The 17,483-nt window shown below is 54.4% G+C and carries 14 protein-coding genes; 8 read left to right on the top strand and 6 right to left on the bottom strand.

Going from position 1 to position 17,483, the window contains the following annotated elements; genetic code table 11:
* The first annotated feature begins 264 nt into the window (after positions 1-264).
* Positions 265-1,512, top strand: coding sequence for a hypothetical protein (locus AC01ZF_RS06460; RefSeq protein ID WP_476575220.1), 1,248 nt, complete (start codon positions 265-267; stop codon positions 1,510-1,512).
* Between the two features lie 466 nt (positions 1,513-1,978).
* Here AC01ZF_RS06460 and AC01ZF_RS06455 read toward each other — a convergent pair whose 3' ends face one another.
* From AC01ZF_RS06455 to AC01ZF_RS06445, 3 genes are all read right to left on the bottom strand, one after another.
* Positions 1,979-3,157 (bottom strand): glycosyltransferase family 4 protein, encoded by a 1,179-nt coding sequence (locus AC01ZF_RS06455; RefSeq protein ID WP_476575219.1) that lies wholly within the window; start codon positions 3,155-3,157, stop codon positions 1,979-1,981.
* Positions 3,158-3,498: 341 nt separating this feature from the next.
* Entirely contained in the window at positions 3,499-4,113 is a 615-nt protein-coding gene (locus AC01ZF_RS06450; protein ID WP_424674894.1) for a superoxide dismutase, read from the bottom strand.
* 93 nt (positions 4,114-4,206) lie between these two features.
* Positions 4,207-4,842, bottom strand: coding sequence for a helix-turn-helix transcriptional regulator (locus AC01ZF_RS06445; protein ID WP_322490445.1), 636 nt, complete (start codon positions 4,840-4,842; stop codon positions 4,207-4,209).
* Between the two features lie 178 nt (positions 4,843-5,020).
* Between AC01ZF_RS06445 and apbC the strand changes: the two genes are divergently transcribed.
* The 3 genes from apbC (at position 5,021) to htpG (ending at position 9,333) form a co-directional block, all read left to right on the top strand.
* Entirely contained in the window at positions 5,021-6,115 is a 1,095-nt protein-coding gene (apbC, locus tag AC01ZF_RS06440) for an iron-sulfur cluster carrier protein ApbC (RefSeq protein WP_424674895.1), read from the top strand.
* 72 nt (positions 6,116-6,187) lie between these two features.
* The gene (moaA, locus tag AC01ZF_RS06435) at positions 6,188-7,249 is read left to right on the top strand and encodes a GTP 3',8-cyclase MoaA (RefSeq protein WP_428112257.1); all 1,062 of its coding nucleotides are present in this window, start codon (positions 6,188-6,190) and stop codon (positions 7,247-7,249) included.
* A gap of 194 nt (positions 7,250-7,443) precedes the next feature.
* The gene (htpG, locus tag AC01ZF_RS06430; RefSeq protein WP_424674897.1) at positions 7,444-9,333 is read left to right on the top strand and encodes a molecular chaperone HtpG; all 1,890 of its coding nucleotides are present in this window, start codon (positions 7,444-7,446) and stop codon (positions 9,331-9,333) included.
* A 259-nt stretch (positions 9,334-9,592) separates the two neighbouring features.
* Here the strand turns inward: htpG and AC01ZF_RS06425 are convergent, their stop codons facing one another.
* The 3 genes from AC01ZF_RS06425 to AC01ZF_RS06415 all read right to left on the bottom strand — a co-directional run bounded on the left by AC01ZF_RS06425 (position 9,593) and on the right by AC01ZF_RS06415 (position 13,904).
* Positions 9,593-10,216 (bottom strand): alpha-1,6-glucosidase domain-containing protein, encoded by a 624-nt coding sequence (locus AC01ZF_RS06425; RefSeq protein ID WP_476575218.1) that lies wholly within the window; start codon positions 10,214-10,216, stop codon positions 9,593-9,595.
* Positions 10,217-10,222: 6 nt separating this feature from the next.
* Positions 10,223-13,123, bottom strand: a complete 2,901-nt coding sequence (pulA, locus tag AC01ZF_RS06420) for a pullulanase-type alpha-1,6-glucosidase (protein WP_476575217.1) — start codon at positions 13,121-13,123, stop codon at positions 10,223-10,225.
* A 202-nt stretch (positions 13,124-13,325) separates the two neighbouring features.
* Entirely contained in the window at positions 13,326-13,904 is a 579-nt protein-coding gene (locus tag AC01ZF_RS06415) for a DUF1997 domain-containing protein (RefSeq protein WP_424677200.1), read from the bottom strand.
* A gap of 193 nt (positions 13,905-14,097) precedes the next feature.
* Here AC01ZF_RS06415 and AC01ZF_RS06410 point away from each other — a divergent pair, with 193 nt between their 5' ends.
* From AC01ZF_RS06410 to AC01ZF_RS06395, 4 genes are all read left to right on the top strand, one after another.
* Positions 14,098-14,343: a hypothetical protein gene (locus AC01ZF_RS06410; RefSeq protein WP_015941216.1), complete on the top strand. Its 246-nt coding sequence runs from the start codon at positions 14,098-14,100 to the stop codon at positions 14,341-14,343.
* Between the two features lie 172 nt (positions 14,344-14,515).
* A complete protein-coding gene (gene proS / locus AC01ZF_RS06405) occupies positions 14,516-15,958 on the top strand; it encodes a proline--tRNA ligase (RefSeq protein ID WP_424677199.1) in 1,443 nt (480 codons plus the stop codon).
* An 18-nt stretch (positions 15,959-15,976) separates the two neighbouring features.
* Positions 15,977-16,822 (top strand): STAS domain-containing protein, encoded by an 846-nt coding sequence (locus AC01ZF_RS06400; RefSeq protein WP_476575216.1) that lies wholly within the window; start codon positions 15,977-15,979, stop codon positions 16,820-16,822.
* A gap of 23 nt (positions 16,823-16,845) precedes the next feature.
* The coding region (locus AC01ZF_RS06395) for an STAS domain-containing protein (RefSeq protein WP_476575215.1) at positions 16,846-17,483 on the top strand (638 nt) is incomplete at its 3' end.

Genomic DNA, 17,483 nt, shown 5'->3' with positions numbered 1-17,483 from the left:
ACATTGGTGCAACCGAGATGGAAAATATGTTAAAAAAACCACTGCACTTGAACATCTTGTCAGGTAATAACGCAGTCCGTTTGCTTCACTGGTAATACACACAGCAGCGAAGGTCTTGAGTGCAACAACCTACCTTCAGATGATGAAACCTCTTTGCCAATCGCACGTATATGTATGTAACCATCATACCTCGCTCGAACTCGTGGTCTGGTGGGCTACTAACCCACATCTCTCATGCCGACTACACCTGTTGCAGGAGTTCTTATGCACTCGTATCATCGGTTCTGGCTCGTCTCCTTCATCGGTCTTCTGACGCTCGTGCTCGCTGCTTGTGGTGGCGGTAATGCTACACCAGAGCCTACCGCTGCTCCATCGCCTATCGCAGAACAACCCACCCGTACCCCTCGCCCAACCCTTGCTCCACGTCCAACGGCAACCCCGCTCCCCGAACCCACTGCAACCACTGTTTTGGATAGCCAAATATCCTTGGTCGATATTGGTCCACTCGAGACCTATCGCCACCCAAGTGGTGTCTTCCAAATCGATGTTCCCAACAACTGGACGCTGCAAGACAATAGCTCTGATACCGAATTACAGTTGGTCTGGGTTGACCCTACCGGTAACGGTGCAATCATCGTTGTTCTGGCCGAGAGCAGCCGAACACTCAGCGATACGGAATTAGCCGATCTCCTTACCAGCTATCTGAACGACCGCTTCGGAAGTCAACCCGATTTCAGTACTGAGGATCCCCAACCACAAAGGGACGGCAGCCAACTAATAGTCTGGTCGTATACCGCAACTGCTGACAATAACGTGCGTGCAACACTGCTTGGCAACAGTTTTGTCGAACAACGCGGCAACAAAATCTCGATCCTAACGACAATGATTCCCCAGGAGCAGTTTGAAGTACTGTCTACCTATACCGATCGGATTATCAACACCTATCGGATCAACGAAAGCGTCGCACTGAGCGGCGGAACGGCGCCTGGGAGCGGCAACACCACGAGTACTGGTAGTTTGGCGCCGGTTGAAATTGGTGAGTTGCGCACCTATACGCACCCATCAGGCGTCTTCCGCATCGATCGTCCAGTCAATTGGACTCTCACCGACAATAGCCGGCCCGGCGAGCTGATTCTGGTCTGGACCGATCCGACGAATAATGCCGCGATTGTCGTCGATGTACTCGAAGATAGCACAGTATACAGTGATGATCAGTTAATCGAGAAGCTCGTCGCCTTTCTCAAAAACTCGTTCGGCGACCAGCCCGACTTCTTCTACGATGACCCGCGCCCACAAAACGACGGCAGTATTCTGATCGTCTGGGGCTACACCTCAACCGCTTCCAACAATGTCCAAGCCTCAATGCTGGGGAATAGCTTCATCGAACAGCGTGGCGATAAGGTTTCAGTGTTAACCACCCTGGTGCCTGAAGAACAGTTCGATAAGCTCAAGAGCAAAACGGATGAGATTATCAACACCTATCGTCTTGACCCGAATGTACCGGTGCCGTAGGATTAGAATGTAGTCATCTACACTCTGTTATAGCCTGGTCAGGTGACAATGAAGGGGGACGGGTTTTTTACCCGCCCCCCGTTTTTTGATGGAGTCGTATGCGACAAGAAACAGTTGCCACTAGTTAACGAAGCAGAGACACGCTAGATCGTATTACCCAATGCCAAGAGGTGTAAGGATAGATTAACGCCTTTGATGCGTGATCGACTAGACCAGTCGATTGCTAAAGGATGATCTTTTAGGAACCAATAACTGATCGCATTCACCGGACAAACACCGGGCACATCAAGAATAGGGAGGAATCTTACCTTTTTCCACAATAGCTACTCCTCAAGCCAAACCACTTGATCTCGGTCACTTTAGTACAACAAAACAGATTGAAAGCACAGCAATATCAATAGGAAATAACGACACATAATAATTTCTACATAGTCACTGTTCGATTTTTGAATATCGAATTACATCTTTAGCCCTTTATCACCGAATTATAAATCTCCATAAGAGTGTTATAGTGTGCTAAAGCAGTATAGCGTCGCTCAACAACGCTCCGAGCGTAAAGACCCATTGCTAATGCCTGTTGGGGACGAGCGAGTAGCCACTCTAATTTTTGTCGCAGGTCCTGACTATCACCTGGCCGAAATAGCACTCCACTCTTGCCATCTTCCACTATGAATGGTAGGGAGCCTATATTTGAAGCCAAAACCGGAGTTCCAGATGCCATACTTTCTAGGGTAGCTATCGGGAAAGCCTCATACCATACCGAAGGAACGATCACTACCATAGCCTGGCGCAGTAGTTCCAACTTTTTTTCTCCAGTTACATACCCAAGGAAATCTGCTTGAACACCTTGTTTCTGAGCTTTCATTTGCAGAGTTGTTTTTTGAGGCCCATCACCGATAATCTTTAATCTTATCTTAGGTAAACCCGCGAGTGCATCTAACAAGACATCCACTCCTTTTTCTGGTGATAACCGTCCAAGATAAGCAACGTAAGGTTCACGGTACTCAAACGATCCCGGTACAGGGAGTGGATCAGATAAAAAGTTCCCCAGAACATTAATTTTATCTGCAGAGGTTAAACCACTTTCTATCAGTTTTTGACCGACGAATTGAGTTAGAACAATAAAACGATCAATCATTTTAAATGTCCCCCAACGCCGATGCAAATAAATGGTCAAGGCATACAACGCACTGAGCGTATAACTTCTACGGTAACATCGCCAGCGAACGGCATGGAGGGTATTGCCATCCTTACAGCGCTCACAAATCTGTCCGTGGGTATAGAAGAGAGCATTTGGACACAGAAATCGATAGTTATGGACGGTTTGTACAATCGGAATACCGGCTTTTCGTAATGCTCGGTACACAGAGGGTGAAATCAAGGGAAAGACATTGTGAACATGCGCTATATCAGGACGTTTGTCAAGGACGAAAGACTGCAGGTCGTGGTATGTTTGCCGATTATATATGGTATTTATCAGAAAAACAGATTTTCGGCGCAGATCGTAAGTGAAGATCTCAGAATTATCACGCTGCCATGTAAACACCTCATGACCATACTGTTGCAGTAGAGCCACTTCAGCACGGTATACAGCAGTTTCTCCACCTGGTTCTCGGTAATCGTTGTGAATAATCAGAATTCGCATGGCCTGGTCAAATCTATCATGAGCAATTTGTCTTGGAACAATTGCTATCTTTCACACAATCGGTTTGAAGTTCGGTAGTATGATAGCATACAAATAAACGCCTTACAAGGCAATCACCGAAATCCTGATTCAGACCTTGCTCTTCACGATATACAAAACAGTTCTGCATAACTGACGTCCAAGAAATCTTCCTCACTTAACCCTCACCCCCTACATAATCACATTCACGCAATCGAAAACTGATCTAACACCTTCAACCTGCCAACAGACCGTCTAAACTAATCGGAATATATCACACTTCAGCAACAGGGGCGGAGGGTTGCTCCGCCCCTGCACATTATTTACCCTTTCGCTGCTGTATAATGCTCGGCGACCTTCTTCCAGTTCACCACGTTCCACCAGGCATCGACGTAGGCGGCCCGCTTATACTGGTACTTCAGATAGTAGGCATGCTCCCAAACATCAATACCGAGAATAGCCGTCTTCCCCTCCATCAACGGGTTGTCTTGGTTGGGCGTACTCATAATGCTCAGGTTACCGTCTTTATCGGTGATCAGCCAAGCCCAGCCTGAACCAAACCGACCAAGCGCTGCTGCCTTGAACTTCTCTTTGAAGGCGTCGAAGCTGCCAAAGGTGGCATCGATTGCAGCCGCCAGATCACCTTCCGGCGCACCACCGGCATTCGGCGCCATAATCTCCCAGAAGAACGTATGGTTCCAGTGCCCACCGCCGTTGTTGCGCACCGCGGTTCGGATCGCCTCCGGAATCGCCTCAAGGTTGCTCAGAAGCTCTTCAATCGACTTGCTCTGTAGGTCGGGGTAATTGGCTAACGCATTGTTCAGGTTGGTTACGTAGGTCTGGTGATGGTTATCGTGATGGTAATGCATCGTCGCTTCGTCAATGTACGGCTCTAGTGCGTTGTAGTCGTAGGGAAGCGGTGGAACTTCAAACGCCATGAGAAACCTCCGTGGCACTTTCAAACAACGACGGCCACCCTTGGCCGTCTTAACTTAAGCACTTCTATTGTACCGCGAATTATGGATGTAATGCTACTGCGGAATACGATACCGACAACAATGCCCACCTTCAGCTATCGTCATATCACGCTCGATCGGTGTGGCAAGCAGGTCTTCGTAGAGGCGTAGTTCTTGATCACAAATCTGTGGGAAACGACGAGCAACACAATCAAAGGGGCAGTTGTACTGAGTCATCAAAAGATCACCGTTCTCAAGCTGCTCGCATTCGCACATATACCCCTGTTCGGCCAGCCGCTCGGCCAGTATGGCAACCTGCGTCGCCCGCACCTTACCGGCAAGTTGTGGGGCAAGAGTGGCGTGTAAGGCGTTTCGTCGTTGTTCCAGCACCTCTTGCACCGCAACCTCGCCGCCCATCGCGGCTACACTCTCGAACAGCTCACAGACTAAACGTTCGTAGTGTTTAGGAAAAAAATGTTCGGCGCGCTCGGTGAGCGCATAGAGATGCGCCGGACGGCCTACGTTTCGGCGCAGACCACAAATGTAGACGAGACCCTCACGCTCGAGTGCGGCAAGGTGTTGGCGGATCCCAACCGCACCGATGTCAAGTGCAGCGCTCAGTTCTACCGCACTCATCTGCCCATGCCGGCGCAGGAGCTGCAAGATGCTGCGCCGTGTCGCTCCCTGTTCTCTGCGCTCAACCTTGTGCATGGTCGATGTCACCACTTTACGAATATGATTCTATCGAATAATCTTATGGTGAGTATATCAATCGCGCTACACCCTGTCAAGCAAGATAATTGCTGTCTGTGACTTTAGTAACATCAACCTTTTGTAATTCTCTGGTATAATGCTCAGAGACGCGGAGTCAACCAAACGGAGCAGAGCAATGGGTCTCTTTTCAAGTAACCAACCGGTACAGGTGACCGAAGAGCAGATTTTGGCCGCATTGCGGCAGGTGCAAGAGCCGGAGTTGGGCGGTGATCTGGTCTCACGCCAGATGGTGAAGCATATCGCGATTTGCGACGGTATTGTGCGCTGTACTATCGAACTGACGACACCGGCTTGTCCGCTGAAAGATCAGATTCGCAACGATATTGTCACAGCGGTCAGTGCCGTTCCCGGCGTGAAAGAGGTGAATGTTGATTTCACCGCCAATGTCCGCCGTCCGGCCGGTATTCCTGAACAAGCAGCTATTCCCGGTGTTGCGAATGTGCTCGCAGTGGCCGCCGGCAAGGGTGGGGTCGGCAAGAGCACGGTGGCAGCTAACCTGGCCGTGGCACTCGCCCAGATGGGGGCACAGGTTGGGTTGCTCGACGCCGATGTCTTCGGGCCGAGCTTACCACTGATGTTGGGGATACACGGTCAACCGGCTGCCGTCAGTGATGCCAATGGCCAACCGATGATGCTTCCACTGACCAACCACGGCATTAAGGTGATGTCGGTCGGCTTTTTGATTGATGAGTCGCAACCGGTGATTTGGCGCGGGCCGATGGTTAGCCAGTTGCTCCGTCAATTCCTCTATCAGGTGGCGTGGGCGCCGCTCGATTATCTGATTATCGATATGCCACCCGGTACCGGTGATGTGGCCCTCACGCTCGCGCAGAGTTTGCCATTGACCGGCGCCCTGATCGTGACCACGCCGCAGCAAGTGGCGACCATCGATGTTGTGAAGGCGATGGAGATGTTCCGCAAGGTGAATGTACCATTGCTCGGTATCGTTGAAAATATGGCCTATTTTGTTGCCCCCGATACCGGCAAACGCTACGATATCTTCGGTAGTGGTGGCGCCGAACGGCTAGCCCGCCGGTTGGGAGTACCGTTACTTGGTCAGATACCGCTTGGGATGAGTGTGCGTGAGGGCGGTGATACCGGCCAACCGGCTGTGATTAGCGACGCTCCCGATGCTTACGCCAATATCTTTCGTGAACTGGCCCGTCAAGTCGCTGCCCGGATTTCGGTGTTGCAGTACACAACAGTGTAGTTGTCGTTTGTTCACAAAGGTGCATGGCAATACGGTTTGCCGCCTTTACGATTTTCACAATGAGGTGTATGCATGGCCGCCAACCCGCTCTCCGGTACGACCCCGATCATATTTTACGAGCCTGCCCGTCATCCACGTTATCCAACCGATACGCCGGCGCTTGATCAGTATGGCCGCCGGATTGATTACCTGCGCGTCTCGCTTACCGACCGCTGTAATATGCGCTGTGTCTACTGTATGCCGGCAGTTGGTGTGCAGTTCGCTCCCCGCTCAGAGTTGCTGACCAACGATGAGTTGTTGCTCGTGATCCGCGCTGCTGCCCGTGCCGGCTTCCGTAAGCTGCGCCTTACCGGTGGTGAACCGACCCTACGCCACGATCTGGTGAACCTGGTGCGCGAACTGAAGCGCATTCCCGGGATTGAGCATATCGCAATGACGACAAATGCGCTTCGTCTACGCAAACTGGCGCAACCACTCCGCGCGGCCGGTCTCGACCGAGTGAATATCAGTATTGATACGCTCGACCCGGTGAAGTTTCGCATAATGACCCGCGGCGGTAATCTTGATGAGGTTTGGGCCGGGATCGAGGCGGCCGATGCTGCCGGTCTCCACCCAATCAAGCTGAACGCCGTGGTGGTGCGCGGGATGAATGATGAAGAGGTGGTACGGCTCGCCGGCCTGACCCTCGACCGACCATGGGAGTTTCGCTTTATCGAGGTGATGCCCCTTACCGGTGTGGCGGGTTTAGCTGAAGAGGGGATTGTGACTAGCGCTGAGCTGCTTGCTCGCCTCGAACAGTGTTACGGTCCACTTGAGGAGATAGGCCATGCACCAAGTGATCCGGCCCGCACGTACCGTTTGCCCGGCGCTAAGGGAGTGATCGGCTTTATTTCCAGTGTGAGCGATCCCTTCTGCGCAACCTGTAACCGCATGCGCCTAACTGCCGATGGTCGGTTGCACCTGTGCCTCCTCCGCGACGATGAGGTCGATCTGCGCGCGGCAGTCCGTAGCGGGGCCACTGTTGACGAGATTGAGCAAATTATTCGCCACGCCGTTTATATCAAGCCATGGGGCCACGGCCTCCCCGAAGGGATAAAACCAACCTTGCGTGGTATGTCTGAATTGGGTGGCTAATTTTCCAACATCTCTCTAATGATCAAATACCGTCCGAATGATTACCATGCATGGTAGCGGAGTGTCTGCCATACCCGTAGCTACACACCGCGTTGTGCAGTGTTGTCTGCGTCGTCGTGTGGTAGACTGACGATTTGCTTTACGGCCACTCGAATGGCCGTTCGGCAGAGCAATCACGTGAACGAGGGAGGCATATGACAACCGAACCGTTGACCGAAACCGGCCGACAGTCGCACACCTTTAAAGCAGAAGTACAACAAGTTCTGTATATTTTGGCCCATTCACTCTATACCGACCGTGAAATCTTTCTGCGCGAATTGATCTCGAACGCCTCCGATGCAATCAATCGGGTGCAGTTCGAGATGCTGACCAATCGCGATGTCCGTGACCCCGATCTCGAACCGCAGATTACGATTGAAGTGAATAAAGAGGCTCGTACCCTCACGATCAGTGATACCGGTATCGGAATGACCGCCGACGAGATGGTTGAACATCTCGGTACGATTGCACAGTCGGCAGCTCGTGCATTTGTCAAGCAGGCGGGTGAAAATGCCAAGCAAACTGCTAGCGAGATCATTGGTCAATTCGGTGTTGGTTTTTATTCCGTGTTCATGGTCGCAGATAAGGTAACGGTCGTCTCGCAGTCGTATCGGCCTGACGCACCAGCCGCTATGTGGGAATCGAGCGGTGGCGATAGCTTTGTCGTTGGCCCTGCCGAGCGTGAACGACGCGGGACCACAATTACCCTCCATTTGAAAGAAGATGCGACCGAGTTCGCCGATCCTTGGCGGATCGAGCAGATTGTGCGGCGCCACTCCAACTACGTGGCTTTCCCGATTATGCTCGATGGCCGTCAGATCAATGCGCGCACTGCGATTTGGCGCAAAGTACCACGTGACGTTACCGCCGACGAGTATAACGACTACTATCGTCAACTGACCCTCGATAGCCAGCCTCCGCTCAGCTATATCCATATCTCAACCGACGCGCCGGTTGATCTGCATGCGATTCTCTACATCCCATCCCGCCGCGAGCGTGGCATTCTCGAACGCCGGATCGAAGGCCAGATCAAGCTCTATTCGCGTAAGGTACTGATCCTCGAAGAGGCCAAAGACCTATTGCCGGCCCACTTCCGCTTTATCGAGGGCGTGGTCGATAGCGAAGACCTACCACTCAACGTATCGCGCGAAAGCGTGCAGAGCGGTACCGCCGGCGGTTCACCGGTGATGCAGCGTCTGCGCAAGACGCTTACCGGTCGTCTGCATAAAGAGTTGAACGACCTGGCCGAACGCGATCCGGAGAAATATCGCACGTTCTGGAAGGAGTTTGGCCCCTTTATCAAAGAGGGTATTGCTACCGATTACGAGCATCGCAATGAATTGCTGAAGCTGCTCCGCGTGCAGACGACTAAGAGTGGCGAAGAGTGGATTACGCTCGCAACCTATAAAGAGCGCATGGTTCCCGGTCAGAAGGAGATTTATTACCTGATGGCGGCCAGCCGCGAGGCGGCACTCAATAGCCCACATCTCGATCCGTTACGTGCGCGCGATATTGAGGTCATCCTCTTCACCGACTTGATGGACGGCTTCATGCTGTCGGGTTTGCGAGAGTACGAAGGGTTGCGCCTACGCAATATCGATGAGGGCAATCTGGAATTGCCCGGTGAGGTCACCCAACCGACACCGGTCATTGATGACGCGCAATTTACCGCGCTGGCCGAGCGAATCGCAGCCACATTGGGCGAACGGCTGAAGGAGGTACGCGCCTCGAAGGTGCTGCGCGATAGCCCGGCACGTTTGGTCGCTGATGAAGCAGCTTTTGGTCGTGAAATGCAGCGGATCCAGCAGATTCTTGGTCAAGAAGTCCAGAGTGGTCCGCGAATTATGGAACTGAACCCGGCGCACCCATTGATCGCCGCGCTGGCCCGTCGTGCCGCCGCCGATCCCAACGATCCGCTGATCCCGCTAGCCGCCGAGCAGCTCTACGACAACGCGCTGCTGATCGAGGGCTTGCACCGCGATCCAGCGGTAATGGTGCCGCGCATCTTGCGGCTGCTTGAACTCGCTGCCAACGCCGAGCGGTAGCCGCGAAAACGCAAAGGCGCTGAGAACGCAAAGGTCGCCAAGGTAGGTGAACGTTACGGCAGTGCAGGATGCATCTTCGTGGCGTGAAGGCCGGCGCTGAGAACGCAAAGGTCGCCAAGGTAGGTGAAAGGGGGGGGCTTTAGTACAGCTATACGCTAACCCCTACAACAAAAACCTTGGCAATCTTTGCGCCCTTTGCGTCTTTGCGTCTTTGCGTCTTTGCGTTGAGAGTCTCTGTGCCTTTGCCCCCTCTGCGCCTTTACCTTCTGCGCCAGGCAACAACCAAGCCCACGCCGCCCAACACAACCACTGCGAACCCAATCCACACCCACCACGGTACACCACCGTTCCCGGCAGTCGGCGCCGGTTCGGGGGTAGCAGTAGGTATTGCCGTCGTCGGTATCGGTGCAGTGGTGGCCGTTGGCGTGGGTGCCGGCGCTGCCACCAGGGGGCGTGGGCCGACGAAGACCGCTGTCGTGCGGGCCGGTACGCTAAACGTACCATCAACCTGGTAGCGCGATTGCGTCACTCGCTCGTCACTCGATGCGACCTGCACATCGTGCAAGCGCAGATCACCGTTCGCCAATTCGGGGATAGTGATGGTAACCGTATCGGGTCGGGCATTAAACAGCACCACAACCTGCCCGATATTCGGATCAACCCGCGTCACGCCGTTATCGCTAATGCTCATGACGATCAGTCCGGGAATCTGATCAGGACCGTTATTGAAGAACGACACCATCCGCTCGACCTCTTCGCCAGTGCGCAACCGAAAGAGCGGTGTACTGCGGCGAATACGCAACATCTCGCGGAAGTGGTCGTAAGTGGCGCGCATCAACGCCTCATCCGGCTTGAGATCAGGGTTTGCCAGCAGCGGAGCCATGATCGGCTAGTTACTCTGGTTATCCCATGCCGGCGGCAAGCCCGATCCGAACGTATTCTCTTGACCACGCCAATCGATCCGGTTGAACCAATCCGACGAATTGTAGCTGTTGCGGTCGAGCGACTTCGAGCGCAACAGTTCATCGCCGGCATGGAAGAAGGGAATACCTTGCGCCAACGCGGTCAACGATAGGCCGAGCTGAGCCATACGTGCGCGCTCGACTATGGGCGTATTGGCCGCTGCTTTCAGTTGGATGGCATCAAACAGGGTCTCGTTATCGTGCGCCGATACATACACGATCTGCTCTTGCGGGTCAAGCGTATAGCCGCCGGCGGCGCCGCGGTACTTGATCTGTTCGCCGGGCACGGTGCGGCCTTCGTAGTTAACCATGCGGTACGTCTTGAGATTACCGGCCAACCCCAGCTTGATCAGATCAGTCTCGGCCAGCAATTTGACCCGCTGCGCATCGGGGGTACCCTGCGGGAAGTCGCTCGGATCAGTGGCGAGGCCGGAAATGAAGCCTTGCAAGCGCGGATCGTCGAAGGGGCCGCCACCACGCGCTGCATCGCGCAGCCGATCAGAGAAGGTGCCGATACCGGTGCCGGCCATATTGAATTGAGTGGCATTGATACCGCGCGCGTTATTGGCTACCTCACCAAAATTCCATCCTTCACCATAGATGATAATCGATTTGCCATCCACACCGTCGTGTTCGAGGGTCAGTGCATCGAGGGCTGCCCGTACCGCCAGCATATTGTCTTTCATATGATGGCCCATCAGATCGAACCGAAAGCCATCGACCTTGTAGTACTTCGCCCACAACACCACCGAATCGATCATCAACTTCTCCATCATACGATGCTCGGTCGCAGTATTGGCGCAGCAAGTCGACGTCGTCACATTCCCATCGCCATCAAGGCGGTGATAATAACCGGGCACAATCCGGTCGAGCACCGAACGCGGGTTTTGACCGCTCGCGTTGGTATGGTTGTACACGACATCCATCACCACCCGTAAACCGATTTGGTTGAGCGACTGCACCATCTCGCGGAACTCAAGTATGCGCTGTGGGCCATCAGGATTGGTGCTATAACTCCCTTCTGGTACCGAGTAATGGTACGGATCGTACCCCCAATTGAAGCCATCGAGGTCGCGGATCGGTTCGATCAAGGCTTGCTGTTCCGGTGAATCGGGTGGCAGCGCACGCAATTGCTCGTAGGGTAACGGCACTTGTCGCTCACGAATCTCCTCAATGGTCGCAATGTCGAACACCGGCAAGAGATGGACGTGCGTCACGCCGGCTTTGGCCAGCTCGGCCAGATGACGCATACCCACACTCTCACGCACAGTGAAGGCACGAAACGTCCCCCGCAGATCGGCAGGCACCGTCTCATCGAGAATGCTAAAGTCGCGCACGTGCAGCTCGTAGAGCACCACGTCTTCGGGCGCCGCTAGTGGTGGCTTTTGCAGCATCGCCCAACCGGGCGGTTGTAACGCTGGATCGTTCAGATCGATGATCTGACTACGGGTACTATTGGCGCTCAACGCAACTGAGTAGGGATCGGTCACGAGGTTTGTCACCACCCGACCCTCACTCGGCACATAGACATCAACCTCGAACAGATAGTACTGACCGATCCAGCTCGCCTCGCCGCGAATACTCCAGACGCCGGTTGCAGCATCGAGCGTCATCGGCAAGACCACCGCGCGCGTATCGGGGTTAGCATCGGCAAAACGGTGCAACCGCACTTGGCGCGCCGTCGGCGCCCAGACCCGGATCATCGGCACCCCATTCTCGATTGCCACACCGAGCGGGCCATCGTAGGGAAAGAGCGCATCGAGGGCGCCGGGAATCTGGACTCGCGTCGCATCGAGCGGCTGACCATTCTCATCATACATTGCCACCACCAACTGACCACGGGTCAGACCGATCAGACGCGCTCGGTCGAGCGGTGGTAATTTAAAGGCACTAAACCCGGCCAGATGAGGAAACTTAGCCAACGCCGCACCGGGACCGGCAGGCGTAAAGGTCAGATCAATCCGCTGCCCACCACTCACCCCTTGAGGAGTAAGTTTGATCGTACCGTTCGGATCACTAAAGAGTGCATATCGATACCGTGGCGTCCCAATGACATTCCAAACAATCGTCTCGGCATCAACCCAGTAAGCACGCGCCCGCGAAATATCGCCTTTCGGCGCACCAGCAGTCGAGATGGTCACTTCACCACTCCCCGCGTTATAGCCGATATATACCTCACCACCTTCATCAACCTTTATCACAAACGGCGGACCATTCGGGCCGCCCTCGCCAATCGCACCCTCCAGCGTCTCGCCAATCGCCAACCGCAAGCGGTACTCGCCGGCGGGGATGCGATTGGTGGTGAAGGTATACAACCCGTCACCATCAGGATCTTGCAGCCACGAACCGAGACAAGTAGGATCATCGGCGGCGGCGCAGCCAAGGGCGGGTTGGAAATCGCCCACCGCAACGATCAACGGCGTATTGATGCTATCCGTCACCCAGTGGGTCTTGTGGTCGTAGACAAACCGAACCGACGTTGACGCCGGCACCTGCAATGGAATGTTTGGCCCATCACGGCGGGCATTGAGACCATAATTCTCGGCCCAGCTATCATTCAGCGCAACCTTGTACTCGTAATAGCCCGCCGGCAAGTCAAATCGCGCGCTCCACACATCCACCGCCGGGTCATACGTGAGATAGGTAATGCTGCACGACGGCTGCCAATCACCGGGGCAGCCGAGCACACTTTGGATGGTACCGGGAATCGTAACCGTCTTTGGATTGGGGGGCGTTTGGGCCGCAACCGGCAGCACGATCACCAACCACACCAACACCAACCAGAACGAAAGCGCTGTCAGCGCCCGCTGTTGCCAAGCCAGCCGCATAGCCTTCACCTTCGATAGTTAGCAACGAAACTATTTGCGCGTAGTATAGCAGGAAATGCCGAAATCACGCAACCGACATCGTCACGATACGCGCTGCACGGTCTGCGACCCGGCAATTGGTTGATCCATCCAGATAAAAAAAGCCCCTTTGGGGCAATAACACCAAACTGACTCAGCAAGCACTCGCTCGGAGCGAGGCGGGCTATTCACGCACTGTACTGAGCCAAGCGTGAAAATCGGTATCAATGGCCCGTGAGAACCCGCCGATCATATGGTTCATCTTATGTTCCATTGCCCGTTCACCGATTGCTTGCAACACATGCCCAGGCATAAACCACAAGACCTTCGGTACCGGAATAGTCATCGCCAGCTCAACATTGTACTCAACATCGGTACCGTGGGCGTGAGGGTAAAAGATCGCTTCGGCGAAGAGTTGACCGGGGAAGACAAAGCCGGTCAAATCAATCAGTGGGCCATCATCGACAGGAGTAATCCGAATCGCGCGGAATGGTTCAAATACAGCGGCAATATCGAAATACCCGGCCATAGCGTGGCCGTGGCCGTCGGTGGCTCCAACGATCAAGCGATAGCGGTTAGGGCCGTAAGCAAGAATCTCGATCACATCGGGCAGGAGGCTAAATACTGCCGGAATATCACAGAAATACTCGTAGGCCAGCTCCAGTGGACCGTTAAAGCGGAAGAGGTGAACTGCCGCACCACTGAGATCGACGGCTCGACGATGATCGTCACTGGCGACAGAGGATGTGTAGGGCGCCGGCATAGACGCTCCTCGGCGCAACCCGCGAAAGCGTGCGCATATTTCATATATGACATCAATCACGGCTAGTATAGCATCTCTATCCGCATTGTGCAAGTAGCAGGCCGATTGACGTTTTGCTTTTTGCGTAATAGAATGTTCTCCAGGAGCATGAGAATAGCGCCGCAGCCAAGCTAGCGGCGGGAAGGAGCGATCAATGGCTGTCAAAGAGAGCGACGGCATTTTCAGCATGATGTTCCGCGAGATCGGCTTCTTCTGGGAACAAGCGTGGAAATGGGCGGAAGAGCAAACCAAAGCCGATCGCGAACAAGAGAAGGTTGATCAGCAACGCCGGCTCGCTGAGGCACAAGCTCGCCTACTCGAACAGATCCGCCTCGCCAAAGAGGCCGGTCTGGATGTTGATCGGATAATGGCCACGATCCAACAAGAGCTGAAAAAGTAGGATGTAGTCAGTCGGTTTGCGATTTCCACCGCACCAACGCAGGTTGCAAGCGGGGTCAGTATTCACCCCGCTTTTTCTGTGTTGTAGGCGCACAACCAAACGTTCATGTGGGATATAATAGGCGAAGCGTTAATACATATGTAAGGATTGATCATCAACCTGAGGAAGCGGCATGCCAAAAGAGGTTATTACCCAACGCAGCGTTGATTACAACCAGTGGTATCTCGATATTGTGCGCGAAGCCGATCTGGCCGAAGTCGCCGAAGTCGTGCGTGGGTGTATTGTGGTCAAGGCCCATGGTTGGGCCATCTGGGAATTGATGCAGCGCGCCCTCGATGACCGAATCAAAGCCACCGGCCACTCTAACGTCCAGTTCCCGCTGCTTATTCCCAAGAGCTTCATTATGAAAGAGGCCGAGCACGTTGAGGGCTTCGCTCCCGAAGTGGCCGAAGTCACCCGCGCTGGCGGCGAAGAATTGGCCGAACCGTATGTGATTCGCCCGACCAGCGAAACGATCATTGGTTATTTCTATAGCAAGTGGATCCGCTCGTACCGCGATCTACCCCTCCTCTACAATCAGTGGGCCAATGTCATGCGCTGGGAAATGCGTACCCGCCCATTCCTCCGTACCGCCGAGTTCTGGTGGCAAGAGGGCCATACCGCTCACGCTACCGAGGCCGAGGCCGAAGAAGAGACGCTGCGGATTCTCCACGAGGTCTATGCCGATTTCGTAGAAAAAGAGATGGCGGTACCGGTCATCCGCGGTCTCAAGACTGAGAAAGAGAAGTTTCCCGGTGCACTCCGTTCCTATTGCATCGAAGCAATGATGCAAGATGGTCGCGCCCTCCAAGCCGGTACCTCGCATAACCTCGGTCAGAATTTCGCCCGCGCATTTGACATCACCTTTACCGATCAAAATAACACCATCCAGTATGCGTGGACAACGAGCTGGGGCGTAAGCACGCGCCTGATCGGTGCGCTAATCATGACTCACTCGGATGATGAAGGCTTGGTGCTACCACCGCGTCTTGCACCTATTCAGGTGGTCGTGGTGCCGATTTACAAGAATGATGAAGAGCGCAGCGCAGTGATGGAAGCCGTCAACCGTATGACCGCCGCGTGGAAGGGCCGGCTGCGGTTTAAGGTTGATGACCGCGACAACTATAGCCCCGGCTACAAGTTTAACGAGTGGGAACTGAAGGGGGTGCCGGTGCGGATCGAGATCGGGCCGAAAGATGTCGCCAAAGAGACGGTCGCCCTCGCTCGCCGCGATATGCCAGGCAAAGTCGGCAAGAGTTTTGTGCCTCAAGCCGGACTAACCGAACGGATCGAGGCCCTGCTGAGCGAAATGCAGACCGGTCTCTTCCAGCGCGCCCTTGCCTTCCGCGAGGCCCGTACCGCCGATGTCGCAACCTACGACGAGCTTAAAGAACAGATCGAACGTGGCTTCGCCCGTGCCTATTGGGCCGGCAGTACCGCCGACGAAAAGCGCATTCAAGAGGAGACGCGAGCGACCATCCGCTGTATTCCGCTCGAACAACCGGGGACGGTGGGCCGCTGTGTCTATACCGGTCGTGAAACCGACCGCCAAGTGATCTTCGCCCGCGCGTATTAGCCGATCAAACAGAATGCTATGAGCACCACTCTAACCGACCTCGCTACGTTCATTCGCGAGCGCTTACCGCAAACACGAGAGCGCTTGCGCCAAGCTGTCCAAGCCGATAGCAGCGGCTATGCTGCTATTCCTGCTCACGAATTAAGCCCGGCCCTGCAACGCTCGGTTGAGACGATCTGCGCGCTTTTCGGTGAGAATGATAGTGTGCCGGTCAACGAATGGGCACCGCAGATTGGCGAACGTCGTGCCCGGATGGGACTCTCACTCGACGACATGATGATCGTTGTGAACCGCATCCGTGAGTTTTGCTGGCAGGAACTTGAAGCTTTCGGCAGCGATCAATTGGCGATTGGTGAGGTGCGCCGGTTCGAGGATGCTATTCACGAGTTCAATCGCCTTTTACTGCTCGGTTATAGTCAGGCGATGTTGTCGCTTCAGCAGGAGTTGCGCGATCAGGCAGAGCAGATTGAAGCCCAACAACAGACGATCCGCGAGCTGAGTACGCCTATCTTGCCGCTGTACGAAGGTATTCTGGTCTTACCGCTGGTCGGCGCTATCGATAGCTTTCGCGCTGGCCAGATCATGGAACGCTTACTAACCGCCATCGCCGAACGCCAATCGGATATCGTTATCATCGATATTACCGGCGTACCCGTGATCGATACCGCCGTCGCCAATTATCTCTTGCAAACCGCACGCGCCGCCCAATTGATCGGCGTACAGGTCATTTTGGTCGGGATCGGCCCGGAAATTGCCCAAACGATTGTCCAGCTCGGCGTCGACCTGCGTGGGATTCGGATTGGTGCTAACTTGCAAGCCGGGATCGAGTTGGCGTTACAGCAATTAGGATATGCGATTCGCTGACTCGACACGCCGACAACACTACCATGCCAACCGTTCTTGCCGACATTGCTGACTTCTGTGAAGCACAGCTCACTACTACCGCCGAAGTGTTCACCGACTATCTGCGCGCTCAACAGGCAAACTATGCTGCTATGGATCGGGTGACCCTGTTGCAGGCGGTGACAACATCATTGCAGACCCTATGGTATGCCATCGCCACCGGCGATATACAGCCCTTGCTTTCCCACGCTCGTGCAGTAGGAGAAGCGCGAGCAGCCAGTGGTTTTATTGCCGGTGATTTGTTTACCGCCCTGAATGAACTGCGGCATGTTGCTTGGGATATGGTAGAAGCGTATGACCGCGATCACAAGGTTGTTACCGTCTCGCACATTCGGCAGATAGAAGATGTATTGCAAGCCTTTGGTCAGACCTTGCTCACCAGTTTTAGCCGGGTCTACCGTGAAATGCAAGCACAAATCTACGATCAAGCCACACAGATTGCAGTGCAACAACAGACCATCCGCGAGCTGAGTACGCCTATTTTACCGCTGTACGAAGGCATTTTGGTCGTACCGCTGGTCGGCGTTATCGATAGCTTCCGCGCCGGCCAGATCATGGAACGCTTACTAACCGCCATCGCCGAACGCCAATCGGATATCGTTATCATCGATATTACCGGCGT

This window comes from Chloroflexus sp. (assembly GCF_056331925.1).
The sequence above is the reverse complement of the archived record's forward strand: the minus strand, read 5'-3'. Positions and strand labels throughout refer to the sequence as shown.